Source organism: Vineibacter terrae (assembly GCF_008039615.1).
In the GTDB taxonomy this organism is placed as follows: Bacteria; Pseudomonadota; Alphaproteobacteria; order Reyranellales; family Reyranellaceae; genus Vineibacter; species Vineibacter terrae.
Map to the genome: position 1 here is coordinate 114143 of NZ_VDUZ01000002.1, position 25072 is coordinate 139214.

At 67.7% G+C, this 25072-nt stretch carries 24 protein-coding genes; 16 read left to right on the forward strand and 8 right to left on the reverse strand.

Annotation, left to right across the window (positions count from 1 at the left end; genetic code table 11):
• The first annotated feature begins 215 nt into the window (after positions 1-215).
• From FHP25_RS02325 to FHP25_RS02360, 8 genes are all read left to right on the forward strand, one after another.
• A complete protein-coding gene (locus tag FHP25_RS02325) occupies positions 216-1076 on the forward strand; it encodes a GntR family transcriptional regulator (RefSeq protein ID WP_147845275.1) in 861 nt (286 codons plus the stop codon).
• A gap of 1 nt (position 1077) precedes the next feature.
• Positions 1078-2034, forward strand: a complete 957-nt coding sequence (locus FHP25_RS02330; RefSeq protein WP_147845276.1) for an ABC transporter permease — start codon at positions 1078-1080, stop codon at positions 2032-2034.
• Positions 2034-2933 carry an ABC transporter permease gene (locus FHP25_RS02335; protein ID WP_147845277.1) on the forward strand — a complete coding sequence of 300 codons (900 nt, stop codon included), beginning with the start codon at positions 2034-2036 and terminating at the stop codon, positions 2931-2933. The genes FHP25_RS02330 and FHP25_RS02335 overlap by 1 nt, the downstream gene beginning before the upstream one ends.
• Before the next feature lie 65 nt (positions 2934-2998).
• Positions 2999-4717, forward strand: coding sequence for an ABC transporter substrate-binding protein (locus FHP25_RS02340; protein ID WP_147845278.1), 1719 nt, complete (start codon positions 2999-3001; stop codon positions 4715-4717).
• 76 nt (positions 4718-4793) lie between these two features.
• A complete protein-coding gene (locus FHP25_RS02345; protein ID WP_147845279.1) occupies positions 4794-6500 on the forward strand; it encodes an ABC transporter substrate-binding protein in 1707 nt (568 codons plus the stop codon).
• Positions 6501-6665: 165 nt separating this feature from the next.
• Complete coding sequence (locus FHP25_RS02350; protein WP_147845280.1) at positions 6666-7661, forward strand: ABC transporter ATP-binding protein; 996 nt, start codon at positions 6666-6668, stop codon at positions 7659-7661.
• Positions 7654-8679 carry an ABC transporter ATP-binding protein gene (locus FHP25_RS02355; RefSeq protein ID WP_147845281.1) on the forward strand — a complete coding sequence of 342 codons (1026 nt, stop codon included), beginning with the start codon at positions 7654-7656 and terminating at the stop codon, positions 8677-8679. Before FHP25_RS02350 ends, FHP25_RS02355 begins: the two co-directional genes overlap by 8 nt.
• A 78-nt stretch (positions 8680-8757) precedes the next feature.
• Positions 8758-9021, forward strand: a complete 264-nt coding sequence (locus FHP25_RS02360) for a type II toxin-antitoxin system prevent-host-death family antitoxin (protein ID WP_147845282.1) — start codon at positions 8758-8760, stop codon at positions 9019-9021.
• A 457-nt stretch (positions 9022-9478) separates the two neighbouring features.
• Here FHP25_RS02360 and FHP25_RS02370 read toward each other — a convergent pair whose 3' ends face one another.
• Together FHP25_RS02370 and FHP25_RS02375 are read right to left on the reverse strand one after the other, a co-directional pair.
• Positions 9479-10309, reverse strand: coding sequence for a type I restriction enzyme HsdR N-terminal domain-containing protein (locus tag FHP25_RS02370; protein ID WP_147845284.1), 831 nt, complete (start codon positions 10307-10309; stop codon positions 9479-9481).
• Between the two features lie 111 nt (positions 10310-10420).
• Positions 10421-10768 (reverse strand): hypothetical protein, encoded by a 348-nt coding sequence (locus FHP25_RS02375; RefSeq protein WP_147845285.1) that lies wholly within the window; start codon positions 10766-10768, stop codon positions 10421-10423.
• Positions 10769-10931: 163 nt separating this feature from the next.
• On the opposite strand from FHP25_RS02375, the gene FHP25_RS02380 reads away from it, so the two are divergent.
• Entirely contained in the window at positions 10932-11261 is a 330-nt protein-coding gene (locus FHP25_RS02380; RefSeq protein WP_178133222.1) for a putative quinol monooxygenase, read from the forward strand.
• Positions 11262-11350: 89 nt separating this feature from the next.
• Positions 11351-12079, forward strand: coding sequence for an MORN repeat-containing protein (locus tag FHP25_RS02385; protein WP_147845287.1), 729 nt, complete (start codon positions 11351-11353; stop codon positions 12077-12079).
• 4 nt (positions 12080-12083) lie between these two features.
• Here FHP25_RS02385 and FHP25_RS02390 read toward each other — a convergent pair whose 3' ends face one another.
• Together FHP25_RS02390 and FHP25_RS02395 are read right to left on the reverse strand one after the other, a co-directional pair.
• Positions 12084-12674 (reverse strand): YcbK family protein, encoded by a 591-nt coding sequence (locus tag FHP25_RS02390; protein WP_147845288.1) that lies wholly within the window; start codon positions 12672-12674, stop codon positions 12084-12086.
• A 122-nt stretch (positions 12675-12796) separates the two neighbouring features.
• The gene (locus tag FHP25_RS02395; RefSeq protein WP_178133223.1) at positions 12797-13444 is read right to left on the reverse strand and encodes a YcbK family protein; all 648 of its coding nucleotides are present in this window, start codon (positions 13442-13444) and stop codon (positions 12797-12799) included.
• A 450-nt stretch (positions 13445-13894) separates the two neighbouring features.
• On the opposite strand from FHP25_RS02395, the gene FHP25_RS02400 reads away from it, so the two are divergent.
• Both FHP25_RS02400 and FHP25_RS02405 read left to right on the forward strand, forming a co-directional pair.
• Complete coding sequence (locus FHP25_RS02400; RefSeq protein ID WP_147845290.1) at positions 13895-14245, forward strand: hypothetical protein; 351 nt, start codon at positions 13895-13897, stop codon at positions 14243-14245.
• A gap of 82 nt (positions 14246-14327) precedes the next feature.
• The gene (locus FHP25_RS02405; RefSeq protein ID WP_147845291.1) at positions 14328-15941 is read left to right on the forward strand and encodes a YifB family Mg chelatase-like AAA ATPase; all 1614 of its coding nucleotides are present in this window, start codon (positions 14328-14330) and stop codon (positions 15939-15941) included.
• 19 nt (positions 15942-15960) lie between these two features.
• Here the strand turns inward: FHP25_RS02405 and FHP25_RS02410 are convergent, their stop codons facing one another.
• Positions 15961-16941 (reverse strand): LysR substrate-binding domain-containing protein, encoded by a 981-nt coding sequence (locus FHP25_RS02410; protein ID WP_147845292.1) that lies wholly within the window; start codon positions 16939-16941, stop codon positions 15961-15963.
• Between the two features lie 124 nt (positions 16942-17065).
• On the opposite strand from FHP25_RS02410, the gene FHP25_RS02415 reads away from it, so the two are divergent.
• Complete coding sequence (locus FHP25_RS02415; RefSeq protein WP_147845293.1) at positions 17066-18835, forward strand: acyl-CoA dehydrogenase family protein; 1770 nt, start codon at positions 17066-17068, stop codon at positions 18833-18835.
• A gap of 5 nt (positions 18836-18840) precedes the next feature.
• The gene (locus FHP25_RS02420; protein WP_147845294.1) at positions 18841-19620 is read left to right on the forward strand and encodes a 2-keto-4-pentenoate hydratase; all 780 of its coding nucleotides are present in this window, start codon (positions 18841-18843) and stop codon (positions 19618-19620) included.
• A gap of 161 nt (positions 19621-19781) precedes the next feature.
• Here the strand turns inward: FHP25_RS02420 and FHP25_RS02425 are convergent, their stop codons facing one another.
• The gene (locus FHP25_RS02425) at positions 19782-21179 is read right to left on the reverse strand and encodes an aspartate aminotransferase family protein (RefSeq protein ID WP_231712183.1); all 1398 of its coding nucleotides are present in this window, start codon (positions 21177-21179) and stop codon (positions 19782-19784) included.
• A 160-nt stretch (positions 21180-21339) separates the two neighbouring features.
• Here FHP25_RS02425 and FHP25_RS02430 point away from each other — a divergent pair, with 160 nt between their 5' ends.
• The gene (locus tag FHP25_RS02430; RefSeq protein ID WP_147845295.1) at positions 21340-22230 is read left to right on the forward strand and encodes a hypothetical protein; all 891 of its coding nucleotides are present in this window, start codon (positions 21340-21342) and stop codon (positions 22228-22230) included.
• Between the two features lie 2 nt (positions 22231-22232).
• Here FHP25_RS02430 and nudB read toward each other — a convergent pair whose 3' ends face one another.
• Positions 22233-22673, reverse strand: a complete 441-nt coding sequence (gene nudB, locus FHP25_RS02435; RefSeq protein ID WP_147845296.1) for a dihydroneopterin triphosphate diphosphatase — start codon at positions 22671-22673, stop codon at positions 22233-22235.
• 63 nt (positions 22674-22736) lie between these two features.
• On the opposite strand from nudB, the gene FHP25_RS02440 reads away from it, so the two are divergent.
• Entirely contained in the window at positions 22737-23438 is a 702-nt protein-coding gene (locus FHP25_RS02440; protein ID WP_147845297.1) for an NnrU family protein, read from the forward strand.
• A 111-nt stretch (positions 23439-23549) separates the two neighbouring features.
• On the opposite strand, the gene FHP25_RS02445 is transcribed toward FHP25_RS02440, so the two are convergent.
• Entirely contained in the window at positions 23550-24968 is a 1419-nt protein-coding gene (locus tag FHP25_RS02445) for a short-chain fatty acyl-CoA regulator family protein (protein ID WP_147845298.1), read from the reverse strand.
• Positions 24969-25072 lie beyond the last annotated feature (104 nt).

The following is a 25072-nucleotide window of genomic DNA, read 5'->3' on the forward strand; positions in this document are numbered from 1 at the left end:
GGAGAAGAGCTTCCCTGCACCCGCCGTCAGGCGGAACCGGTGCACCCGCGGCGGCGGTCCGCACACGCGTGGGCGATCGTCCCGAGCATCAAACGGTATGCCGCTTCTGTCCGCCGCCGCATGGGTTTTTGTTTTTTGTTGACAAGCTCCTCGGCAACTTCACATTGCAATGACCCAAAACAGCGCGCCGACAAGAGCGTGCGTCGGGAGGAAACATGGACGCACCGCCGGCCCGCAGGGCTTCGGCGCGTTGCACGACGCGCCCGCACAAGGCCCGCCCATCGACAGGCATGGCCCCGCGGATCTGCGCCCTGCCACTGCCGCAGCAGATCGCCGACCACCTCGGCCATCAGATCATGAATGGCGCGTGCGCGCCCGACAGCCGCCTGAAGGAAGAACTGCTCGCCGAACGCTACCAAGTCAGCCGCGGCCCGGTGCGCGAAGCTTTCCGCATCCTGGAGCGCAGCGGCCTCGTGGAGATCGTGCCGCGCCATGGCGCGCGAGCCCGCGTCTTCGACCCGGCCGACCTGGGCTCGCTGTTCAGCGTGCGGGCCGTGCTGTTGGGGCTGGCGGCGCGCCAGGCCACCGAGCAGGCACGGCCGGAGATGCTCGAGCGCGTGGCGACGCTGGTCGACCGCCTGCGCCGCTCGGCCGAGACAATGGACATCAGCGCGCGCGAGCATGCGACGACGGCCGGCGAGGCCCAGCACGTCATCGCCGAGTTCAGCGGCAACCGGCCGCTCGCGCGCATGCTGGAGGAGCTGACCAGCCGGGCGCTGTGGCGCATGGCGTGGTGCGAGACGCCGCTCGACCTGAACACGAGGGTGCGGCGCCAGCAATCGGCCCGGTTCTGGAGCGACCTGCTGCGAGCCATGAAGAGCGGCGACGCGGCGGGCGCCGAACGCATCGGGCGGACGCTGCTGGAAGCGTCGCGCGATTGCATGCTGTCGGCGATGAAGGCGCAGCACCGTGATCAAGCGTCCGACGATCATACACCCGCGTCGCGGCCGGCGCGGCGCCGGGCGTCAGGCAAAAGCATGAATGGAGCAAACGTGCCAGCGGCAGAAGGCGACTGACATGCAGGCCTATATCGCCCGGCGGCTTTTCGCCCTGCTGCCGACCCTGTTCTTCGCCAGCGTCATCGTGTTTGTGACGGTGCGCCTGATCCCCGGCGACATCATCGACCTGATGCTGTCGTCCAACGACATCAGCGCCGGCAAGAAATCGCGCGACCAGCTCGAGGCGGCGCTGGGCCTAGACCAGCCGATGTACATCCAGTATTTCCGCTGGATCTACGCCATCGTGGTCGAAGGCGATTTCGGCAAATCGCTGTGGCAGAATACGCCGGTGGCCGAGCAGCTACTGGTGCGTCTGCCGATCACCTTCGAGCTCGGCTTCCTGGCATTGCTGGTGGCGCTGGCCGTGGCGATCCCGATCGGCGTCTACTCGGCCATTCGCCAGGATACCCTCGGCGACTATATCGCGCGCTCGTTCTCGATCCTGATGCTGGCGGTGCCCAGCTTCTGGATGGGCACGATGGTGATGGTGTTCCCGTCGATCTGGTGGGGCTGGTCGCCCGACGTGAAGTTCGTGCCGTTCAGCGAGGACCCGCTGCGCAATCTCGGCCAGATGGCGATCCCGGCGGTCATCCTCGGCTGCGCGCTCTCGGCCGTCACCATGCGGCTCACGCGCACCATGATGCTGGAGGTGCTGCGCCAGGACTATGTGCGCACGGCCTGGGCCAAGGGCCTGGACGAGAAGCTGGTCGTCATGCGCCACGCGCTGCGCAACGCGCTGATCCCGGTCGTGACGCTGATCGGCCTGCAGGCGCCGCTGCTGATCGGTGGCGCCGTGATCCTGGAGCAGATCTTCGTCATTCCCGGCATGGGGCTGCTGCTGATCGACGCAGTGAGCCAGCGCGACTACCCGATCATCACCGGCGTGTTCCTGATCGTCGGCGTGGCGGTGATGCTGATCAACCTGATCGTCGATCTCAGCTACGGCGTCCTGGATCCCAAGGTGAGGTACCGCTGATGACCAGCGTCGCCGATACTGCGGCCATTGCCCCGCCGCGCCGCCAGCGCAGTGCCTTCGTCCGCTTCGTCATCCGCCTGTTCCGCGAGAAGCCGCTGGGCGCGGCCGGCGCCGTCGTCTTCATGCTGTTCCTGTTCTGCGGCATCTTCGCCGACGTGCTGGCTCCCTACGGCATGAACCAGATCAGCCCGCTCAACCGGCTGAAGCCGCCGTCGCTGCAGTTCCCGTTCGGCACCGACAATCTGGGCCGCGACATGCTCTCGCGCTGCCTCTACGGCGCACAGCTGTCGGTCATCATCGGCTTCTGCGCCGCCGGGCTCGCGACGATCATTTCCGTCGTGCTCGGCATCCTCACCGGCTATCTCGGCGGCAAGTTCGACATGGTGACGCAGCGCTTCGTCGATGCCTGGATGAGCTTCCCCGACCTGATCATCCTGATCGTCGTGGTCTCCGTGCTCGGCCCGGGCATGCCGCAGATCATCGGCACGCTGGCCCTGCTGTTCGGCATCGCCGGCTCGCGCATCATCCGCAGCGCCGTCGTCACGGTGCGCGAGAACATGTACGTGCATGCCGCGCAGTCGACCGGCGCCTCGACGTTCCGCATCCTGTGGCGCCACATCCTGCCCAATGTGATGCCGCCGGTCATCGTGCTGTTCACCACGCGCGTGGGCGTCGTGATCCTGGTCGAGTCGGGCCTGGCGTTCCTGGGGCTGGGCGTGCCGCCGCCGGCGCCGACCTGGGGCGGCATGCTGTCGGGCGCCGGCCGCACCTTCATGTACCAGGGGCCATGGCTGGCGCTGGCGCCCGGCCTGTGCCTGACCATCGTGGTCTACGCTACCAACATGTTCGGCGACGCCCTGCGCGACCTGCTCGATCCGCGCATGCGCGGCAGCCGCTGAAACCCGGACAAGCGACGGCCAACGTCGCGCACCAGGGGTACGTCCATGAAGTGAGGGAGAAGGCGATGCGCTTCCGAGATCTTGGCAAACGGCGATTGGGCAAAGGGTGGCTGGCAGGCGCTCTGGCCCTGGCATTGAGCGGCGGTGCCGCGGCCCAGGCTCCAGCCGAGAAGCCGCAATACGGCGGCACGCTCGAAGTGGGCACCATGTTCTACACGCTGTCGGCGCTGTCATGGGACCCGCACGACTGGAACTGGAAGCTGAACCATGACACCGGCCAGTTCTACGAGCAGCTCGTCGCCGGCGACCTCGACAAGAGCGTGCGCAAGGGCGGCAAGTATCCGTTCACGATCGACGCCTTCCTGCCGCCGGGCGCCCAGCGCGGCGAGCTGGCCGAGAAGTGGGAGCTGGTCCAGAATCCGCTGTCGGTGGTGTTCACGCTGCGCAAGGGCGTGATGTTCCCCGCCAAGCCGGGCGTGATGCAGGAACGCGAGCTGACCGCCGAGGACGTCGTGTTCAGCTTCAACCGGCTGCGGTCCAGCCCCAAGATGGTGCCCACCTACTTCGACTTCGTCGATCGGGTGGAAGCCCGTGACAAGCACACCGTCGTCTACCACTTCAAGGAATACAACGCCGAGTGGGATTATCGCCTCGCCTGGGGTTTCTATTCAGTGGTGACCCCGAAGGAGGTGGTCGACGCCGGCGCCAACAACTGGAAGAATGTCAACGGCACCGGCCCGTTCATGCTGACGGACTTCGTGCAGGGCAACTCCAACACCTACACCAAGAACCCCATCTATTGGGACAAGGAGACGATCGGCGGGCAGGCCTACAAGATCCCGTTCGTCGACAAGATGATTTATCGCACGATCAGGGACGAGGCGACCATGAACGCCGCCTTGCGCACCGGCAAGGTCGACATGCTCGAATCGATCAACGTGCGCCATGTCGACGAGCTCAAGAAGAGCGTGCCACAGCTCAAGTGGAGCAAGCGGCTGTCTTTCCTGGGCTCGTTCGTGGCGCTGCGCACCGACACCAAGCCTTTCGACGACGTGCGCGTGCGTCGCGCGCTCAACATGGCGATCAACAAGAAGGAGATCATCGCCGCGCACTATGTCGGGCAGGCCGAGCTCTACGCCTACCCGATGCATCCGGACTGGTCGGGCTACTTCGAGCCGCTCGACAAGCTGCCGCCGGCGGCACGCGAATTGTTCGAGTACGACCCGGCCAAGGCCAAGAAGCTGCTGGCCGAGGCCGGCTACCCCAAAGGCTTCAGCTTCAAGATGCAATACTGCGCCTGCTCGCCGGACCACACCGAGCTGGCGCCGCTGCTGGTGGCCTACCTGGAGCAGGTCGGGGTCAAGGCCGAGCTACAGCCGATGGAATATGCCGCCTTCCTGTCGGCCATGACGACCAAGAAGCACGCCGCCGGCTATCTGATGAGCAGCAGCCACACCAACCCGACGACCAGCATCCGCAAGAGCTTCGTCAGCGGCCAGACCTGGAACCCGTCGATCTATGCCGACCCCAAGGTCGACGACAGGATGGCCGAGGCCTACCTGACGCAGGACGAAGAGAAGCGCATGGAGATCCTGCGCGAGCTGACGGCCGACATCGTGGCTCAGGCACCTTATATCTGGCTGCCGACTCCCTACGCGTTCGCCGCCTGGTGGCCGTGGGTGAAGAACTACGCTGGCGAGCTCAATGTCGGCTCCCTGCGGCCGGGCCCCATCTATGCGCGCATCTGGATCGACCAGGAGCTGAAGAAGAAGATGGGATACTGACCGGCCGGCGCGTCGCGTCGAGCGCCGTTGCGCTCGACGCGACGATCGAGCCGATGAATGAACAAGGGAGGGTGACATGAAGAGAGGCTGGGGCCGATCGCTGGGCGCGATCGCATTGGGTATCGGGCTGCTGGGCGGCCAATCCGCGGCGCAGGCGCAGAGCAGCGGCAAGCCGCAATACGGCGGCACCCTGGAGGTCGGCACGGTCTACGTGACGCTGTCGGCGCTGTCGTGGGATCCGGCCGACTGGAACTGGAAATCCAACCATGACAGCGGCCAGTTCTACGAGCAGCTCTTCGCCGCCGATCTGTCCAAGAGCAAGAAGCACGGCGGCAAGCATGCGTTCTACGCCGACGCCTGGCTGCCCAGCGACGCCATACGCGGCGAGCTGGCCGAGAGCTGGCAATGGAAGGACAAGCCGCTGCGCATCGAGATCAAGCTGCGCAAGGGCATCATGTTCCCGGAGAAAGCCGGCGTGATGAAGAGCCGCGAGCTTGTGGCCGATGACGTGGTCTATGCCTACAATCGCCTGGATAGGAGCCCCAAGAAGATCGTGGGCTACTTCGATCATGTCGAGAAGGTCGAGGCCACCGACAGCCACACCGTGGTCATCACCTTCAAGGACTTCTTCGCCGAATGGGACTACCGCTTCGGCTGGGGCTATTTCTCCGGCATCTACCCGCGCGAGGTCGCCGAGGCCGGTATCGCCAACTGGAAGAACGCCAACGGCACCGGCCCCTTCATGTTGAGCGATTTCGTGGCCGGCAACTCCAATACCTACACGAAGAACCCGATCTACTGGGACAAGGTCAAGCTCGACGGAACCGAGTACAAGCTGCCGTTCCTGGACAAGGTCGTGTACCGCACGATCAAGGACGAGGCGACCTACATCACGGCCCTGCGTACCGGCAAGCTCGACATGCTCGAGAACATCCGCTGGCAGAACGTCGAGAGCCTGAAGAAGAGCGCGCCGCAGCTGCAATGGTCGCGATGGCTGAACATGAGCGGCACATTCCTGTCCTTCCTGGTCGACCAGAAGCCATTTGACGACGTGCGCGTGCGCCGAGCGCTGAACATGGCGGTCAACAAGCAGGAGATCGTCAAGGCCTACTACAACGGGCATGCCGAGCTGTTCGCCTATCCGATGCACCCCGACTACATCGGGTACTATGAGCCGCTCGACAGCATGCCCGAATCGATCAAGGAGCTGTTCACCTACGATCCGAAGAAGGCGCGCAAGCTGCTCGACGAGGCGGGCATGCCGAAGAGCTTCAGCTTCAAGGTGCAGGTCTGCTCCTGCAACCCCGACCACATGGAGCTGCTGCCGCTGGTGGCAGCCTATCTCGAGCAGATCGGCGTCAAGATCGAGATCCAGCCCATGGAGTATGCCGCGTTCCTGTCGGCGATGACCTCGCGCACCATGACCGCCGGCTACTTCATGAACAACGGCCACACCAATCCGACGACCACCATCCGCAAGAGCTTCACCACCGGCCAGCAGTGGAACCCGTCGGGCTGGTCCGATCCGGCCTTCGACAAGAAGATGGACGAGGTCTACCGCACGCGCGACGAGGAGAAGCGCCAGGAGATGCTCAAGGAGATGACGCGCGAGATGCTCGACAAGGCGCCGTATCTCTGGCTGCCGACGCCCTACGTCTACACGGCGTGGTGGCCGTGGGTGAAGAACTACGGCGGCGAGCTGCGGGCCGGCGCGGTCCGGCCCGGGCCGATCTATGCCCGCATCTGGCTCGACCAGGAGCTGAAGAAAAAGATGGGATACTGAGCGTGATCAGCCGGGCGCGCGCCACTGCGGTGGCGCACCGGCCCGAAGGGCCGGCTCCTCTGATGCCGCTGGATGATCCGGCGCTGCATGCGGGTGCGCCACTGGCGCGCCCGACAACAACATGGGGTATCGAGCGTGCCTGTCGTGTCTGAGCGAACGTTGACCATGCCCCAGCATACCCAAGCAGCGGCGGGCACGCCGCTGCTGCAGGTGCGCGACCTGGTCACCACCTTCCGCACCGAGCGCGGCAAGGTGGTGGCGGTCGATCACGTGTCGTTCGACGTCGCCGCCGGCGAGACCGTGGCGATCGTGGGCGAATCGGGCTCGGGCAAGAGCGTGACGGCGCTTTCCATCCTGCGCCTGATACCCAATCCGCCCGGCCGCATCGAGCAGGGCGAGGTGCTGTTCGACGGCCGCGACCTCCTGAAGCTCGACGATGCCGCGATCCGCGCCGTGCGCGGCGACAGCATCGCCATGATCTTCCAGGAGCCGATGTCGTCGCTGAACCCGGCACTGACGGTCGGCATGCAGGTCGGCGAGCCGGTCAACCTGCACCGCAAGGTATCGTGGGCCCGCGCCTTCGAGCGCGCCAAGGAGCTGCTGTCGAAGGTTGCCATCCCCGACGCCGGCAGCCGGCTGAACTCGTATCCGCATCAATACTCCGGCGGCATGCGCCAGCGCGTGATGATCGCGATGGCGCTGGCCTGCAATCCCAAGCTGATCGTCGCCGACGAGCCGACGACGGCGCTCGACGTGACGGTGCAGGCGCAGATCCTGGCGCTGCTCAAGCAGCTCACGCGCGAGTCCAGCTCGGCACTGATCCTGATCACGCACGACCTGGGCGTGGTGGCGCGCTACGCCGACCGTGTCGTGGTGATGTATGGCGGACGCATCGTGGAGACGGCGCCGTCGCTCGATCTCTATGCCCGGCCGCGTCATCCCTACACGCGCGGCCTGATGGCCTCGATCCCTCGCCTGGACGGCGATACCGGCAGTCGTCTGGTCCCGATCGAGGGCCAGCCGCCCGATCTCGCCAACCTGCCGCCTGGCTGCGCCTTCGCACCGCGCTGCCAGCAAGCCACCGATCGCTGCCGGCAGGAGCGGCCGCCGCTGCAGGCCGTCAGCGACCGACACTACAAGGCCTGTTTCCTCGATGCCTGACTCGCTCACGACCGAGGCCGCTGCCCGCGCGGCCGCCACCGACGGCCCGCTGCTGCGGGTCGAGGGTTTGAAGGTCCACTTCCCGGTGATGAAGGGTGTGGTGATCCAGAAGCAGGTCGCCACGGTCAAGGCCGTCGACGGCGTCTCCTTCACGCTCGACCGCGGCGAGACCCTGGGCCTGGTGGGCGAGAGCGGCTGCGGCAAGTCGACGACCGGGCTCGCCATCCTGCGCATGCTGACGCCGACGGCCGGCCGCATCGTCTTCGAGGGCGAGGACATCGCGACCCACGACAAGGGCCGCATGCGCAAGGTGCGCCGGCGCATGCAGATGGTCTACCAGGACCCCTACGGCTCGCTCGATCCGCGCATGAAGGTGGGCGACATCGTGGGCGAGCCGCTGGTGGTGCACGGCGTGGCCGGCGACAGGGCGGCCTATCGCGCCCGCATCGCCGAGCTGATCCGCATGGTCGGCCTGCTGCCCGACATGGCCGAGCGCTACCCGCACGAGTTCTCCGGCGGCCAGCGCCAGCGCATCGGCATCGCGCGCGCGCTGGCGCTGAACCCCAGCCTGATCATCTGCGACGAGCCGGTATCGGCGCTCGACGTCTCGATCCAGGCCCAGGTCGTGAACCTGTTTATGGAGCTGCAGGAGCGGCTGGGGCTGGCCTACCTGTTCATCGCCCACGACCTTTCCGTGGTGCGTCACATCAGCAACCGCATCGCCGTGATGTATCTGGGCCGCATCGTCGAGATCGCCACCCGCGACCAGCTCTACAGGGAGCCGATGCATCCCTACACTCAGGCGCTGATGGCAGCGGTCCCGATCCCCGACCCGGCACTGGAGGCCACCCGGCCGCAGCAGATCATATCAGGCGAGGTGCCCAGCGCCCTGCGCCCGCCGCCCGGCTGCCGCTTTCATCCGCGCTGCCCGCGCGCCATGGACGCCTGCCGCACGCAGGATCCCGACCTGCGCGACCGCGGCGACGGCCGCGCCGTGGCATGTCATCTGCACGGATAATGAATAATTCATATCCTGCGAGTCTTGTCTGAGGTTTGAATGATACATATATTTCGCATAGTGCGATGAGGAATTCCTATGCGGGTATCCACTGCAGAGTTCATCAAAAATTATGGCTCCCTGGCGGATCACGCGCTCATTGAGCCGGTGACGATAACCAAGAACGGTCGCGACCGGCTGGTATTGCTCTCAGCCAACGAGTACGAGCGCCTGAGGCGGCGCGACCAGCGTGCGTTTGCTGCGGAGGAGCTCAATGAAGCCGAGCTCGACGCGATCGCCCGAGCCGAGGTTCCTGCCGAGCACGGACCGCTCGATGATGAGCTGAAAGACTGGCGTCCGTGAATTGGCCGGCGCCGCAGCCAGGCTTGGTCATTCGCTACGCCTATCTGTGGCAGCACCAAGCTCTTGTCCGACAGCAGGAAGGAACGAAGGATAGGCCCTGTGCAGTCGTGCTTGCCGCTCGCGACGACAATGCGACTGAGCGCGTGTACGTCCTGCCAATCACGCATGCAGAACCACGCCCTCCTCAGGAGGGCATGGAAATCCCTGGGCCGGTAAAGACACGCCTCCGTCTCGACGAAGAGCGCTCGTGGATCATCGTGACAGAGGGCAATGTCTTCACGTGGCCCGGCCCAGACCTGCGCCCATTGGCGGGCCATGGACCTGCAAGCGTCGCCTATGGATTCCTGCCGCCAAGATTCTTCAGGGTCGTACGAGATCGCTTCGTCGACTGTGCGCGTGCTCGCCGCGCAAAGCTCACTGTTCGAGACGAGTGGACGCGCTGACCACGACGGCTCGTTCAGTGTGTGCCGGTTTGTTGCTCAATCTGGCTGCCCGCGGAGGCATCCCCTCCAGTACCGGCCGCTTCGTCGGTTCGTGCCCTTTCACGTTGACGCTCCATCCGGCGCGCCAACTTTCTCAGCATCGATGCGGCCACCGCTGCGTGATCACCCTCGACCAGCTCTCTCTTCAACACTTCGGTCTTGAGCTGCTTCTCCAGGAAATCTTCCGTCACTTTCACGCCAGGGAATACACGCCGCAGCTCGCGACGTAGCAGCTTAAGCATTGGCTCGCTGAGGAGAGTAGCTGCAAGAGCATACCGGCTTGTAGCCTGCCTCTGCTCAAAGAACTCAGTAAGCCTATCCTTCGCGAAGCCTTCACGGCTGAGACTCTCGAAACATTCGATCAAGGCCGCATCTCGTGATGGCGTGTTCAGCAACTCCATTTCCGCGACAAGAGTAAAGCCGATTGGCTGGGAAAACTCGACTCGATATATGCGCCAGACCGCTCCATTGGTCAGGGCAATCCATTCACTGCCCTGGTTTGCGGCATAGTCTACCGCTTGCTTGACATGTTGATCCTTGAGCTCGACACCGATGGCCTTGACTTCGATCAAGCAACACAGCGTGCCACCAAGCTTGATGGCGAGATCACAGTACGTGCCTCGTATGGCAAACTCTGTTGTGATCTCGACATATTTTTCATAGCCCAGGACGTCGGCTAGAAAATCCGCAATGATGACGGCGGTATCGGACTCGCTGACATCGCGCCTTTTCGCCGCGGCAAATATCTGCTGATACCGCCTGATCCCTGCAACCACCCGATCGTGCACGCGCTTGGGCACACTCATGACCGCTCCCCCAACGTGTAGTTCGTTGGGCAGACACTATCTGAGCCGAGGTTGAACCCGCAACATTCGAAACTGGAACGACCCCAGATGATAGAAGCCATTTCAACCAGCTCAACTCATGCCCGGCGGCGCGAAGAAGCAGCGGCGCACGCCGTTGGGCTGGTGGCAGCGCCAGAAGCGGCCGTCCTCGCTGGGCAGCGTGTCGACATAGGGCACGACCTCGCCGGTGGGTGCGATCAGCCAGCCCGGCGCCGTCGGCTCGACCTGGTTGGCGGGGATCGGCACGCAATCTTCCTTGCCGCAGCACCATTCATTGGTCAGCGGACTGCGGTAGCCGCCTTTAGCGATCCAGTCATGGTCATCATGCGCCTGCGCGCATGAGCCGAGCCAGCCATCCGGCGGCGCGACCATCGCCAGCATCGTCAATCCCACGACCACAGCACCATGATTGAGCATCATCGCGCCCTCCGTCGACCGCGGTGAGGACCGCGCCCAGTCTATCCGGTTCTGCGTCCACGTCACCTACGACGGTTCGACCGCCATCGAAGCAATGCACCGCCCGGGCGCAAGGCATGATGATAGGGTCGCCGCGTTCATCAACCGACACTGCATGGAGACGATGATGCCCGGCACCTCCACCACCGCCGCGACCGGCAGCCTCGCCCTGGCCGTCACCTGGGAGGCGCGGCGCGGCGAAGCCGACGCCGTGGCCGACATCCTGCGCCGCATGGCCAGCGCCGTCCGGCAGAAGGAGCCCGGCGTGCTGCGCTTCGAGCCGCATCGCTCGCCGGCCGACGATCACGTGTTCTTCCTGTACGAGCTCTTCGTCGACCAGGCGGCATTCGAAGCGCATCAGCAGACCGAGCACTTCAAGAGCCTCGTCGTCGAGCAGGGCCTGCCGAAGCTGGCGCGGCGCGAACGGACCCCCTTCACGCCGCTGGCCGCCGCCTGAGATGCGCCGGCCCGGTCACGAAAAGGACGCGCCGCTGTTCCGTCGCGTGCGCTATCAACTACGCTGTGGTTGTCCGTGCCCATATCGCGATGGCTCTTCTGGCGTCGGTCCCGCTCCTGGCCGGGGTCGGCGCCGCCTGCGCGCAAGGCCGGCCGGCCGTCGATTGGATCGCCGATCCCCGCACGCGCTGCCGGGTGTGGAACGCCGAGCCGCAGCCCAACGAGTCGGTCACGTGGAGCGGCGCCTGCCGCGACAGTTATGCGCAAGGCGTCGGCACGCTGCAGTGGCTGGAGAACCAGCGCCCCACCGAGCGGTTCGACGGCGGCATGGAACGCGGGCGCCCCAACGGCCGCGGCGTCTACACATGGCCCGACGGCTCGCGCTATGAAGGCGAGTTCCGCGACGGCTACCGCACCGGCCGGGGCGTGCAGACCTGGATGGATGGCGCGCGCTACGACGGCGAATACCGCAACGGCAACCTGAGCGGCCGCGGGGTGTACACGTGGCGCGACGGCGGCCGCTACGAAGGCGAGTTCCGCGACAGCCGCTTCAATGGCCAGGGCGTGCGCACCTGGCCCAACGGCGATCGCTATGAAGGCGCGTTCCGCGACGGCAAGGAGAACGGCCACGGCGTCTACACCTGGGCCAACGGCGAACGCTACGAAGGCGAATGGCGCGACGGCAAGGCCCACGGCACCGGCACCAAGACGGCGCGCCAGGGCCGCGTGTTCTCGGGAGAATGGGCCGACGGCTGCTTCCGTGACGGCGCCCGCTGGGCCACGGCGGGCGTCACGCGTCAGGCATGCGGCTTCCGCTGAGTCCTCAGTCGCCGGTCCAGTTGCGTACCGGGCCGGTGTCGATGTGGATGAAGCCTGAGCGATAGAGCCCGATGCCGCCGGCGCCGCATTGCCGCGCGATCTCGCCCAATGCCGAGACCGCAATGCCCGCGACCGTGAAGTCGACCGCCTTGGCCGCGATATGAAGGCTGTTCTCGGCAACGTCGAAGCCCGCCAGGTGAAGCATGTGGTTCGTCTGCCAGGAGCGGTAGCCGCTCAGCACGCGCAGCGGTTGGCCGATCTGCGACTGCACGCGCGCCAACAGATCGAACAGGGCAGGATCGATCGGCTTTATCTCGCCGGTGCGAAAGTCGCGCAGCAGCCGGTTGAGCCGGGCCAACCCATCGTCGTGGTAGCGCTCGCCATCGGCGAAGACATCCGAGAACGACTCGCCGGTCTGCGCCACCACCAGGTTCAGATGCTTGGGCTTTAGGCTCACCGACAGGCTCTCGGACCGCACCGACGGTCCGCGCGCATGGGCCGATGGCGATGCCATCGCCAGAGCGAGCGCGGCGCCACCGAGGCCCGCCAGGGCGGCTCGCCGCCGCACCGCACCGTTTGCTGATCGTGTCGTCATCGAAGGCCTACCGCAGCCGGGTCAACGAGCTGCCGGAAAGGAACCGGCTCAGCATCCAAGCGGCGGAGTGTGGCGCGTGTGAGACCCGCCAGTGATAAAGCAGTGATCCCTGCGGTGGTGCGTCAGGCGCCGGTCCAGTGTCGCGGCGGGCCTGTATCGATATGCACGAAGCCGGAGCGGTAGATGCCGATGCCGCCGGCGCCGCATTGCTGGGCGATCTCGCCGAGCCTCGCGGCCGCCATGCCGGGCACCGTGAAGTCGACCGCCTTCGCCGCGACATGCTGGCTGTTCTCGGCCACGTCGAAGCCGACCAGGTACATGAAGCGGTTCGTGCGCCAGGAGCGATAGCCGCTCAGCACGCGCAGCGGCTGGTCGATATAGGATTGCACGCGCGCCATCAGATCGAGCAGGGCCGGATCGATCGGCTTGACCTCGCCGCTCTGATAGTCGCGCAGCAGCCTGTTGAGGCGCGCCAGCTTGGCTTTGTCGTAGCGGCTGCCCTCGGCAAAAACGTCCGAGAACGTCTCGCCCGTCTGCGCGGCGATGAGATTCAGAGACCTGGGCGCAGCGTCTGCCCGCGTTCCGTCGTCGACGGCGGGATCGCGCAACGCAGTCGACAGCCCGATCGTCGCCGAGAAGGCCGCTGCGCCCGCCAGGCCCGACAAAGCGGCACGCCGCCGGATCAGGCCGCCGGCCGGCGCGGCCCGAGTCGACGGCCGCCACCGCGTGTCCGCATCGAGGCGGATATCGGCGGCCGGTCGGCTGGGCATCGGGGCGCTCGGCTCCGGCATGTGCATGGTGATCCTGCTGGAGACGTCGCGATTTTACATGGCGTGGCCGAGACACCGCAACCGCACACGCCATGTCGAGACGCTTCTCGCTGCAGGCCTCGAACGACGTCAGACCGATATCACGCGTCCAGCGCGGCCGCGGGACTATTGCATATTGCAGGGCGCCGCTGCCGCACCTGCCGTCATCCCGAGCGCAGCGAGGGATCTCCCGGGAATAGCGCACTGTGCGCCTTCCCGCAGGAGATCCCTCGCTTCGCTCGGGATGACAGCGACGATACTTGCGATAGCCTCGCCCGCAGCCGGGATTTGCGTCACCGAAGAAACGTCACATCTGCAGCGATGCTAGATGCGGCCCGATCGCACGACCGCCGTTCCGTAGACGGATGATTCCGGATAGGACTCGCGGTCCTTTCGTGCAGGAGGCTTTCGATGTTCGCCCCCGTCGCCCGGGCCCTGGTGCAGAAATACGGCGGCAGCGCCGACGATCCGCTGCCGATGACCGTCTTCGATTCCGACGGCAACCCGGTCGATGCCAACGACCGCTCGGCCATCCGCTTCGCCCGCTTCCGCTGGTCAGGCTGGTGGCTGCTGGAGCCGTATCAGGCCGGCCAGTCGATCACCGACTATGTCCTGGAAGCGACGGCTGCCGCGGGCAAATGGTCGGTATCCATCTCGGCGCTGTCCAACAGCGGCACCGTGATCGCCATCAAGACCGACGGCGAGATCTCGACACCGGTTGCGGCCTTCGCCACCAAGCTGGCGATCAAGCTCAAGGGTTGAACCAGAATACAACTTTCGGTTTATTTTCCATACCATAATTCGTTCTATAGTCGTTCTCCACTCAAACGGGCGGAGATCGGTGATGGTCGCGCGTGTGCGCACGGTGGCGTTCCAGGGCATCGACGTGGTGCCGATCGACGTGCAGGTCCAGATCGCGGGCGGCTCGCCCAACTTCATGCTGGTCGGCCTGCCCGACAAGGCGGTCGGCGAGAGCCGCGAGCGCATCCGCGCCGCGCTGGCGGCGCTCGGCCTCGCCCTGCCGCCGCGGCGCATCACCGTGAACCTCTCGCCCGCCGATCTGGCCAAGGAAGGCAGCCACTACGACCTGCCGATCGCGCTCGGCCTGATGGCCGCCATCGGCATCATCCCGACCGATCTGGTCGAGAGCTACGTGGCGCTGGGCGAGCTGGCGCTGGATGGCGCGCTGACACCGGTGGCCGGCGTGCTGCCGGCCGCCATGCATGCCGCCAGTCATGGCCGCGGCATCGTCTGCCCGGCGGCGTGCGGCGGCGAGGCGGCATGGGGCGGCTTCGAGTCCGTCGACCCAGCCGGCGAGGACGATACAGCTGCCGGGCGGCGCGCCGCGCGCTGCGGCGAGGTCGTGGCGGCGCCCTCGCTGCTGGCGCTGATCAACCATTTCAAGGGCACGCAGGTGCTGGCGGCGCCGCAGGCCATGCTGGCCGCCGACGATGGCCGCTATCCCGACCTGCGCGACGTGAAGGGCCAGGAGAGCGCCAAGCGCGCGCTGGAGGTGGTGGCTGCCGGTGCGCACAACCTGCTGTTGACCGGGCCACCGGGTGCCGGCAAGTCGATGCTGGCGGCCCGCCTGCCGGGCCTGCTGCCGCCGCTGGAGCCCGACGAGGCGCTGGAGGTGAGCATGGTCCAGTCGATGGCCGGCCAGCTTGGTGAAGGCAAGCTGACGCGCCGCCGCCCCTTTCGCGATCCGCATCACTCGGCGAGCCTGGTGGCGCTGGTCGGCGGCGGCATGCGGCCGCGTCCCGGCGAGGTGTCGCTGGCGCATCACGGCGTGCTGTTCCTGGATGAGCTGCCGGAGTTCAACCCCTCGGCGATCGAGGCGCTGCGCCAGCCGCTGGAGACCGGCCGTGTGACGGTGGCGCGCGCCAACGCGCATGTCACATACCCGGCGCGCTTCCTGCTGGTCGCCGCCATGAACCCCTGCCGCTGCGGTCATCTCGCCGATGCCACGCGCGCCTGCGGCCGCGCCCCACGCTGCGGCGCCGACTATCAGGGCCGCATCTCGGGGCCGCTCTATGACCGCATCGATCTTGCCATCGACGTGCCGCCGGTGGCGCCCGCCGATCTCGCGCTGCCGCCGCCCGCCGAGTCGACGGCCGACGTCGCGGCGCGCGTCCTGGCGGCGCGCGCCCGCCAGCGTCAGCGCTTCGCCGAGCTCGCCCGCAGCAACCCTTCATTGATGGCCGGCGTTCGGCCGCACGCCAACGGCCAGGCCGACGGCGAGCTGCTGACCGCCATCGCCACGCCCGATGCCGACGGCCGCGCGCTGCTCGCCCGCGCCGTCGAGCGCCTGAACCTGTCGGCACGCGGCTATCACCGCGTGCTGCGTGTCGCCCGCACGCTTGCCGACCTCGACGCCAGCGACAGTGTGCGCCGCCTGCACATCGCCGAAGCGCTATCCTGGCGCCGCATGCAGCCCCGTGCAGCGGCCGCGGCCTGAGGTGCGCGAGCGGCAGCGATCAGGAACGCGAACGACTACTTTTCCGATCGAGGTCAACCATGACCGGATGGGGTTTTTCTGGTCTCCTCCCCCTGCCGACCTCACCCGTCGCGACGCGCCCGCCTTCCGGGTTGAGCTGCGCGCGCAGCCAGGCAGCGAAGGCCGTCAACGCCGGATCGTCATCCAGGCGGGCTTCATACTGCAGAACGAAGTGACGTCGCGTCGGCCGGGCCCGTGGATCGGCGACAACGATCATGCGTCGGGCGAGATCCGGCCCCAGCAGCGCCTCGATCGCCATGGCAAAGCCCAGCCCCGCCTCGGCGGCCTCGATCGCAAGCCCGATGCTCTCGAAGCTGCTGCCACCCTGCGCCGGGATCGAGGCCATGCCGATATGGTCGAGCCAGCGCCGCCAGTCATCGGGCCGCGGGCGCGCATGCAGCAGCGGCACGGCGCCAAAGTCGGGCGCGCCCTGCTTCATCCACCTCGGCGCGCAGACCGGCACCGTGGCGATCGGCACCAGGGCCTGCGTCACGAGGCCGGCACGCGGTGCCGCGTCCGCCACCGCGATGACGGCGTCGTAGCGGCCCGGCAGCAGATCCAGCGGATTGAGGCTGGTGTGCAGGTCGATCTCGAGCGTGGGATGCGCCGCGCGCAGGGCCGGCCACAGCGGCAGCAGAAGCCGGGAGGCGAAGAAGCCGTAGACTCCGACCGAGAGCCGCCGCAGGCGGCGCAGCTTCACGCCGCTGGTGGCATCGGCGATACGGTCGAGCCCTTCGCGCGTCGCTTGCGCCAAGGCGGCGCCGGCCGTCGTCAGCTCCAGCCCCGTCGCGCGGCGCAGGAAGAGCGGCTTGCCGAGCTCGGCTTCCAGCGCGCGCACATGACGGCTCACGGCGCCCGGCGTGACGCCAAGCTCGCCGGCCGCGCGCGTCACCGAGAGATGGCGGGCCGCGGCCTCGAAGGCGCGGACGGCGTGAAGCGGCGGCAGGCGGCGCCAGGACATCCGTTGAGTATGACTCAAAGCTCAGGGCGAACAAGTCGTTTGCCAGGCCTGCAGCGCAAGCCTAAGGCTTCCGCCATCAACTGCGTGAGACCTCGACCAGGCTTTGCGACGATGAGCGCCTATCATGAATGACGTCCGACCGACCGCCGATTTCGCACCGCTTGCCTCGCGCCGCGCTTCGGCGGCGCGTGCCGGGGCGCTGGCGCCGACCTGCCGTGGACTGAACTACTACACGATCGACGGCAGCCTGCGCGATCTGCTGCCGCTCTACATGGACGAGCCGCTGCTGGCGCACCTGACGCCACATCTTCGCGAGATGGGCGAGCTTGCCGGCAACCGGCTGCACGATCTTTCAGACGCGTGCGAGCGCCACCCGCCGGTCCTGCACGGACGCGACAGCTACGGGCGCGACGAGGAGTGGCTCGAGTACCACCCCGCCTACCGCGAGATGGAGGCGATCGCCTTCGGCCGCTTCGGCATGCATGCGCTGACCCACCGCGGCGGCGTGATGGGCTGGCCCGAGCCCATGCCGCCGCTGGCCAAGTATGTCTTCCACTATCTTTTCGCCCAAGCCGAGTTCGGCCTGCTCTGCCCCGTCAATCTCACCGACAGCTCCTCCGAGCTGGTGCGCCGGTTCGGCAGCGAGGCCGTGCGCGCGCGCTACCTCGACCTGATGTGGAGCCAGGATCTCTCCCGCCTCCACCGCTGCGCGCAGTTCATGACCGAGAAGGCGGGCGGCTCCGATGTCGGTGCCGGCGACCTCCTGGCCGCTCGCGAGGGCGACCACTGGCGGCTGTGGGGCGAGAAGTGGTTCTGCTCCAACGTCGATGCCGAGCTCGCTGTGCTGCTGGCCCGGCCCGAGGGCGCGCCCGCCGGCGGCCGCGGGCTGGGCCTCTTCCTCATGCCCAAGACGCTGGCGGACGGCACGCGCAACGCCTATCGCATCGTGCGGCTGAAGGACAAGCTCGGCAGCCGCACCATGGCGAGCGGCGAGATCGTGTTCGAAGGCGCCGTGGCATACCAGCTCGGCGCGCTGGACCAGGGCCTGAAGCAGATGCTGGTCATGGTGAACTCCAGCCGCGTCTCGCACCTGGCGCGCGCCGCCGGCATGATGCGCCGGTGCCTGAACGAAGCGCTGCAGGCGGCACGCCACCGCAATGCCTTCGGCAAGGCCGTCGTCGACCATCCGCTGATGCGCCGCCAGCTGCTGAAGCTCATGGTGCCGACCGAGCAGGCGCTGTCGGCCCTGCTGCACGCCGCGACCGCGCCCGAGGCGGCGTTGCGGCTGATCACGCCGATCGCCAAGTACCGCGCCTGCCGCGACAATGTCACGGTGGCGACCGGCGCCATGGAGGCGAGAGGCGGCAACGGCTACATCGAGGACTGGCCCAATGCGCGGCTGGTGCGCGACGCCCATCTCGGCCTGATCTGGGAGGGCACCAGTAACATCAACGCGCTCGATGCCGTGCAGCGTGCCGTCGGCAAGGCGAAGGCGCATGTCGCCCTGCGTGACGACCTGGCGGACCGGCTGGAAAAGGCGTCCGGTTTGCCGGGCCAGTTCCGCACCCGGCTTGAGGGCGCCATCGCCCAGGCTTTCCGCCTGGCCGAGGAGGTGGCGGCCCACCCCGCGCACGAACGCTTCTGCCGCATGGCCGCGGGCAGGCTCTATCACGCCACGACGGCCGCCGTGCTGGCCAGCGAAGGCCAGCGGCTGGGAGCGGCGGGCGGCGATGCCAGGCGCCTGCTGCTGTCACGCTTCGTGCTGGAGCATCGCCTGCAGCCCGACCAGCCGGCCTCGCTCGAGGCGCAGCGCTGGGAGGACGAAGCCACCGACCTGCTGCTGGCAGATGCGCCGGTGCCGCTGGCGCAGGCGGCGGCGCTGCTGATGAGGTGATGGGCATGGATGTGAAGCTGGAACGCGAGCTGGCGCGGCTGATCGCCACCATGCGCCGCGACGGCCGCCAGCAGAGCGGGCTCGAGACGCGCCTGGTGCCGCCGGACAAGGACACGGCCTACCGGGTGGCGCGCCTGGTCGAGGAAGAGCTCGCCTTGCCGGTGGTCGGCTGGAAGATCGCGGCCATGAAGGAGGAGCTGCAGCGGCAGCTGCGGACCGACTCGCCTATCTATGGCCGCGTCTATGCCCGCAAGACATCGCCCGCCAGCGTCGAGCACGCGCGGCAATGCAGCCCCATCCCGGAGGCCGAGTACCAGGCGCTGCTGGGCGCCGACCTGCCGCCGCGCACCAAGCCCTACACGCGCGCCGAGGTGACCGAAGCCGTGGCCTCGCTGCACCCGGGGCTCGAGCTGGCGCAATGCAGCTTCATCCACGACGCCAGCTTCCCGCCGCTGCCCGCCATCCTGGCCGATGGCGCAGGCTCGGGCACCATCGTCTACGGGCCGCCGATCCTGGACTGGCGGACACGCGACATCGCGGGCCAGGAGGTCGTGCTTTCCTGCGACGGGCAGCCGCGCCGCCGGGGCACGGCAGGCGCAGCCCTGGACCACCCCATGGTGCCGCTGACCTGGCTTGCCAACGAGTTGTCGCGCACCGGCATCGGCCTCAAGGCCGGCCAGATGGTCAGCACCGGAACCCTCACCGGCATGCTCCGCCCCAAGGCCGGCGAGACCTATGCCGCCGATTTCGGTCCCTTCGGCAGCGTCACGGCCCGCTACACCTGATCGGCGATGATCCCCGGCACCGCTTCCGGGAGCGACCGTCGACTTCTCACCGTCATCCCGAGCGCAGCGAGGGATCTCCCGCGAATGGAGTCTCGGCTTTCAGGAGATCCCTCGCTGCGCTCGGGATGACACCTGTATTGCAGCCGCAGGAGAGGATTGGGCTACTGCAGCCCTTTGATCTCGCGCTCCGCTTTCAATGCCCGCAACGCCCGGCGCAGGCCTTCGGCGGTGCGGTCGATATCGGCGCCGTCATGCACCGCCGACACCAGCCCGCCGGGGCTGGGCATCACGTCGACACCCTCGGTCATCAGCGCCATGCGGATCTTGCCGACCAGCGCGTTGTCGCGCGCCCCCTTCAGCCCCCTGAAGCCGAGCTTGTGGGGGTCGAACGTCGCCGGGTCGACCGGCACGCCGTTGGGATTGGCGAAGATGTGGAACGACGAGGCGTCGCCGTAGACGCCCCAGGGCACGCCCTCCTCGACCAGCACCTGGCGCATGGCATCGCGCAGGCGCGCGGTCGTGGCGCTGGCGCGCGCGCAGGCATCCGAGGAGGCGACGATCTGCAGCGCCGCCACCGCCGCGGCGGCCGACAGCGGGTTGGCGTTGTAGGTGCCCTGATGCCCGACCTTCTCGCGCTTGCTGGCGCGCGTGGCGGCGAAGTCGAGCAGGTCCATGATGTCCCGACGGCCGGCGACGGCGCCGCCGGGCAGTCCACCCGCGACGATCTTGGCGAGGATGCAGAGATCGGGCGTGATGCCCAGCGCGCCCTGGGCGCCGCCCGAGGACCAGCGGAAGCCGGTGATCACCTCGTCGAAGATCAGCAGCACGCCGCGCCGCGCCGTGACCTCGCGCAGGGCCTGAATGAAGCCGGGTGGCAGCGGCACCTGCCCCCAGGAGGCGCCCGATGGCTCGAGGATCACCGCGGCGATGTCGTCGCGCTCCTCCAGGAGCTGCACCGTGGGCGCCACGTCATCGGTCGGCATCACGATCGACAGGTCGACGATCGAAGGCAGCACGCCTACCGGCACGCCGCCGTCGTAGTGCGACACGGCGCCGGCCACGACCTGATCGTGCCAGCCGTGGAAATGCCCCATGAACCGCACGATCTTCAGCTTGCCGGTGAAGGCGCGCGCCAGCCGCAGCACCATGTGCGAGGCCTCGGTGCCCGAGGACGTGAACCGCACCTTCTCGGCGCAGGGCACGAGCTGGGTCACCAGCTCGGCCCAGCGCACCTCCAGCTCGTGCGAGGCGCCCAGATGTGTGCCCAGCGCCGCCTGCCGCTGCACCGCCTCGACCATCGCCGGGTGGCCGTGCCCCAGCAGCAGCGCGCCGTGGCCGCCGAAATAGTCGACGTACTCATGGCCGTCGACGCACCATTTGCGCGAGCCCTGGGCCCGCTGCACATAGAGCGGATAGGGGTCGAGATTGCGCGTGTCGTGGGTGATGCCGCTGGGAAACAAGGTGCGCGCCCGGTCGAACAAGGCCGCCGAGGCGGGCGTGCGGGCACGGTAGTCGGCGACGATCGTCGAGTTGGTCGGCGCGTCGGCAGGCATCGCCATGGGTCAGTCTCCGGATGGGCTGAAATACCGGCAGGAGACTACGGCCTGGCCTCGGCAACCGACAAGCGGCCTCGGCGCACGCCTGCGTTGAGGCGCCGGGCACCGGGCGCGACGCGCGGCCACGGTGGAGATGCCGGCCGAGGCAGGCTATGATGCCGTCATGCGCTTCCTGCTTGCCATCGCCGTTGCTGCCGCGTCCCTGCTGCCGCTGACCGCCCTGGCGCAGGACCGGCAACAGGCGCCCACCCTGAAGGTCGAGATCGACGGCGAGACGGTCGCGATCCCGACGCCGTTCGGCTATTGCGACCTCGATCCGGCCGAGCCGCGCGACAAGCTGCTGATCGATGGGCTCGACCGGCTCACCCGCCAGGATCGCGTCCTGCGGCGCTTGTCGCCGTGCGACGAGCTGAAAGCCTGGCGTGCGGACAAGGCCCGGCGCGACGCGGTCGAGGTCGTTCAGTTCCTGCACGCCGCCCGTCTGGGCGACGTCGACGACGACCGGGAAGAATTCCTGCATCACGCTGTGCCGGGCGATGCCGCGGGCAAGGCCCAGGTGCTCAAGCAGGCCGCCCAGGGCTTCCCCTCCGGCCTGACCGAAGGCGACTTCAGCACCATCGGCCTGATCGAGCGCACCGAGCGGGCAGCGATCCAGGCGCAGGCAGCCATGGCCCGCGTCAACGGTGACAGCCAGCGGCTGATCGCCGTGACGGCCATCACGGCGGTCGGCCCGGTGCCGGTCATCGCCCAGGTGCTGACGCCGTATGAGGACGGGTCCGAGCTCGACTGGATGCTGCGCGACGCCCATGAGCACGTCGACCGGCTGCTCAGCGCCAACGGTGAGGATTCGCAGCGCTTCCAGGGCCGCGCGCCGCGGGCGCAAGACCCGCTGCCGGGCGATGTGGCGACGCGCAAGACCCGCACGCCGCGGGAGCGCACCCCGGGCTTCTTCGACCACAATGGCGGCTACATCGCACTCGGCCTGGTGGTCGGCGGCGCCTTGCTGATCGCCATCGGCATGGTGGCCGCCCGCCGGCTGCGGCCGGCGCCGTAGGCCTATCGCGCCGCCCGGCGCGGCAGCAGCCGCAGGGCTTCGCGGTTGGTGGGCGACAGGCAGCGCGCGATCGCATCCCGCCAAGGCATCCAGACATAGCGCTCGTGCTCGGCCGGCGACAGGCGCACCGCGCACCGCGCCGGCACCAGCGCCGAGAACGTGTGCTCGACGTTGTGGGTGACGTCGGGCGCATAGCGGTGCCGCCATGCCGGCCAGATCGTGTAGCGGTTGACCCAATGCCACGCCTGCAGCGAGCCGGCATCGATGCCGGTCTCCTCGAGCAGCTCGCGATGGGCCGTGTCGCGCAGCGTGGCGTCGCAGGCTTCACGGGCGCCCGTGACCGACTGCCACCATCCGCGGCGCCCCACGCGCAGCAGCAGCAGCACCTGCAGGTCGGACGTGTGCACGATGACCAGCACCGATTCAGGCAAGGCGAAGGTCATGGGTTCTCCGAAACATGAACGATGTTAATATAGATCGGCGCACCGTGGCGAAGAGAGGATTGCATGAGCGTCTTGAGTCATTCCATCACCGCCATGGCGCTATCGGCGACGCTGTTCGTCGGCGGCCATTTCCTGCTCTCGCATGGGCTGCGCCGGCCGCTGGTGGCGGCGCTGGGCGAAGGCGGCTTCCGCGGCCTCTACACGGTCGTCGCCTTCATTGGGCTGGGATGGATGATCTGGGCGCACAAGACGGCGCCCTACGTCGCGCTGTGGGGCAATCCCCTGTGGGCGCGCCACCTGCTGGTGCTGATCATGCTGGTGGCGGTGTTCTTCTTCATGCTCGGCATGACCACGCCGAGTCCGGGCGTGGTCGGGGCCGAGACACGCCCGATGTCCTACGATGGCGGCCTGGGCATCCACGCCATCGTGCGGCATCCCGGCCTGTGGGGCTTCGCGCTGTGGGGCGTCGGCCACCTGATCGCCAACGGCGACGTCGCCACCGTGATCCTTGCCGGCGGCATCGCGCTGCTGGCGTTCGGCGGCATGCTCGGCATCGATGCCCGCAAGCGCCGCGCGTTTCCCGAAATCTACGGCCGTTTCCTGGCGCACACGTCGAACATCCCGTTCGCGGCGCTGGCCGCCGGCAAGGTGCGGCTCGACTGGTCGAAGATCGGCCTCTGGCGCCTTGCCCTGGCGCTGGCGGTCTACCTGGTGCTGCTGTTCACCCACCGCTGGTTCATCGGGCTGAGCGCGCTGCCGGTTTGAAAGCACGACCCGCCGCCACCGTGTCATCCCGAGCGCAGCGAGGGATCTCCCGAGGATTGAGGCTCCTTGCGCAGGAGATCCCTCGCTGCGCTCGGGATGACAGCTAATGCCTCACGCCACCGGATAGGGCGCGAACCGGCTACGATGCGCGTCGATGGCAAGTGTGCGGCCGATGGGCGGAAAGGCCCGTTGCGGACATGCCGGCCGCTCGCAGACCTTGCAGCCGACGCCGATCGGCGTGGCCGCCTCGGGGTCGTTGAGGTCGAGGCCCTTGGCGTAGACCAGCCGCGCGGCGTGGCGCACGTCGCAGCCCAGGCCGATGGCGAACGTCTTGCCTGGCGCGCCATAGCCGCCATGGCCACGCGCGACGGTGCGCGCGATCCAGAGATAGGTGCGCCCATCGGGCATGCGCGCGAGCTGCGTCAACACGCGGCCCGGCTGTGTGAACGCCTCATACACGTTCCACAGCGGACACGTGCCGCCCACGCGCGAGAAATGAAAGTCCGTCGCCGACTGGCGCTTGGACATGTTGCCGGCACGATCGACACGCACGAAGAAGAAGGGCACGCCGCGTGCTCCGGCTCGCTGCAGCGTGCTCAGCCGATGGCAGATGGTCTCGAAGCCGACACCGAACTGCCGCCCGAGGCGCTCGATGTCGTAGCGCAGCGCCTCGGCAGCACGCAGGAAGGCGCCATAAGGCAGGATCAACGCGCCGGCGAAATAATTCGCCAGCCCGATGCGCGCCAGGGTCTGTGCCTCATCGCCCGAAAAGGCCGCCTCGTCGGCGATGCGATGCAATGCGGCGCCCATTTCGAGAAAGGCGAGCTGCGTCGCCATCTGGAAGGCCTGCTGGCCCGGCCGCAGGTGTGCCGACAGATGCAGCACCCGGCTGGCCGGATCATAGCGGCGCTGCACGCCCTCGCCCGCCGCATCGCCGGCATTGATCGCGACACGTACCCCGTGGCGGCGCGCCAGATAGTCGGCAAGGCCTGTGTTCACGACGCCGGCGGCCAGTCCCGCGGCGGCATGCAGATGCTCGGCCGCGTCGTCCAGCTCGGCGATATGGTTGTGTCGGGCATAGAAGAAGTCACGTACCTCTTCGTACGGCATGGGCGGTGGCGCCGTGGCCTGCCAATCGTCGCCCAGGCGCATGGCCATGGCCTCGGCCCGATCCACGGCCGCACGGTAGCGCCGATGCAGCGACAGCAGCGCACGGCCAACCGCCGGCATGTTGGCGGCCAGCTCGCGGGTCTCCGCCATCGAGACGGCCTCGCCGCTGCCGGCGTCGGGCAAAGCATCACGCAGGTCGGCGATCAGCCGCGCCTCCTCGCCTTCGGAGAAGAGCTGCACGTCGACGCCGAAGACCGCGTTGAGGCGCAGCAGCACAGGCACGGTCAGCGGCCGCTGGTTCTTCTCCAGCTGGCTGAGATAGCTCGCCGACAGCTCGAGCGCGTCGGCGAGCGCAACCTGGGTCAGGCCGCGCTCCTCGCGCAACCGGCGCAGCCGCACGCCCATGAACGTCTTGCGCATCGCATCCGGCCGATTTCACAAACTTCGCAAACTCACACTGAAATGTACGCAAACTCGCACCATTCCGCCTGTTCCAATCTACCACCGGCTGCGGATATTGCAAA

What these genes read in the sequence shown, in the direction of transcription:
- FHP25_RS02325 (WP_147845275.1), top strand. Translation starts at nt 216, where the DNA reads ATGGACGCACCGCCGGCCCGCAGGGCTTCGGCGCGTTGCACGACGCGC.
- FHP25_RS02330 (WP_147845276.1), top strand. Translation starts at nt 1,078, where the DNA reads ATGCAGGCCTATATCGCCCGGCGGCTTTTCGCCCTGCTGCCGACCCTG.
- FHP25_RS02335 (WP_147845277.1), top strand. Translation starts at nt 2,034, where the DNA reads ATGACCAGCGTCGCCGATACTGCGGCCATTGCCCCGCCGCGCCGCCAG.
- FHP25_RS02340 (WP_147845278.1), top strand. Translation starts at nt 2,999, where the DNA reads ATGCGCTTCCGAGATCTTGGCAAACGGCGATTGGGCAAAGGGTGGCTG.
- FHP25_RS02345 (WP_147845279.1), top strand. Translation starts at nt 4,794, where the DNA reads ATGAAGAGAGGCTGGGGCCGATCGCTGGGCGCGATCGCATTGGGTATC.
- FHP25_RS02350 (WP_147845280.1), top strand. Translation starts at nt 6,666, where the DNA reads ATGCCCCAGCATACCCAAGCAGCGGCGGGCACGCCGCTGCTGCAGGTG.
- FHP25_RS02355 (WP_147845281.1), top strand. Translation starts at nt 7,654, where the DNA reads ATGCCTGACTCGCTCACGACCGAGGCCGCTGCCCGCGCGGCCGCCACC.
- FHP25_RS02360 (WP_147845282.1), top strand. Translation starts at nt 8,758, where the DNA reads ATGCGGGTATCCACTGCAGAGTTCATCAAAAATTATGGCTCCCTGGCG.
- FHP25_RS02370 (WP_147845284.1), bottom strand. Translation starts at nt 10,309, where the DNA reads ATGAGTGTGCCCAAGCGCGTGCACGATCGGGTGGTTGCAGGGATCAGG.
- FHP25_RS02375 (WP_147845285.1), bottom strand. Translation starts at nt 10,768, where the DNA reads ATGATGCTCAATCATGGTGCTGTGGTCGTGGGATTGACGATGCTGGCG.
- FHP25_RS02380 (WP_178133222.1), top strand. Translation starts at nt 10,932, where the DNA reads ATGCCCGGCACCTCCACCACCGCCGCGACCGGCAGCCTCGCCCTGGCC.
- FHP25_RS02385 (WP_147845287.1), top strand. Translation starts at nt 11,351, where the DNA reads ATGGCTCTTCTGGCGTCGGTCCCGCTCCTGGCCGGGGTCGGCGCCGCC.
- FHP25_RS02390 (WP_147845288.1), bottom strand. Translation starts at nt 12,674, where the DNA reads ATGACGACACGATCAGCAAACGGTGCGGTGCGGCGGCGAGCCGCCCTG.
- FHP25_RS02395 (WP_178133223.1), bottom strand. Translation starts at nt 13,444, where the DNA reads ATGCCCAGCCGACCGGCCGCCGATATCCGCCTCGATGCGGACACGCGG.
- FHP25_RS02400 (WP_147845290.1), top strand. Translation starts at nt 13,895, where the DNA reads ATGTTCGCCCCCGTCGCCCGGGCCCTGGTGCAGAAATACGGCGGCAGC.
- FHP25_RS02405 (WP_147845291.1), top strand. Translation starts at nt 14,328, where the DNA reads ATGGTCGCGCGTGTGCGCACGGTGGCGTTCCAGGGCATCGACGTGGTG.
- FHP25_RS02410 (WP_147845292.1), bottom strand. Translation starts at nt 16,941, where the DNA reads ATGTCCTGGCGCCGCCTGCCGCCGCTTCACGCCGTCCGCGCCTTCGAG.
- FHP25_RS02415 (WP_147845293.1), top strand. Translation starts at nt 17,066, where the DNA reads ATGAATGACGTCCGACCGACCGCCGATTTCGCACCGCTTGCCTCGCGC.
- FHP25_RS02420 (WP_147845294.1), top strand. Translation starts at nt 18,841, where the DNA reads ATGGATGTGAAGCTGGAACGCGAGCTGGCGCGGCTGATCGCCACCATG.
- FHP25_RS02425 (WP_231712183.1), bottom strand. Translation starts at nt 21,179, where the DNA reads ATGGCGATGCCTGCCGACGCGCCGACCAACTCGACGATCGTCGCCGAC.
- FHP25_RS02430 (WP_147845295.1), top strand. Translation starts at nt 21,340, where the DNA reads ATGCGCTTCCTGCTTGCCATCGCCGTTGCTGCCGCGTCCCTGCTGCCG.
- nudB (WP_147845296.1), bottom strand. Translation starts at nt 22,673, where the DNA reads ATGACCTTCGCCTTGCCTGAATCGGTGCTGGTCATCGTGCACACGTCC.
- FHP25_RS02440 (WP_147845297.1), top strand. Translation starts at nt 22,737, where the DNA reads ATGAGCGTCTTGAGTCATTCCATCACCGCCATGGCGCTATCGGCGACG.
- FHP25_RS02445 (WP_147845298.1), bottom strand. Translation starts at nt 24,968, where the DNA reads ATGCGCAAGACGTTCATGGGCGTGCGGCTGCGCCGGTTGCGCGAGGAG.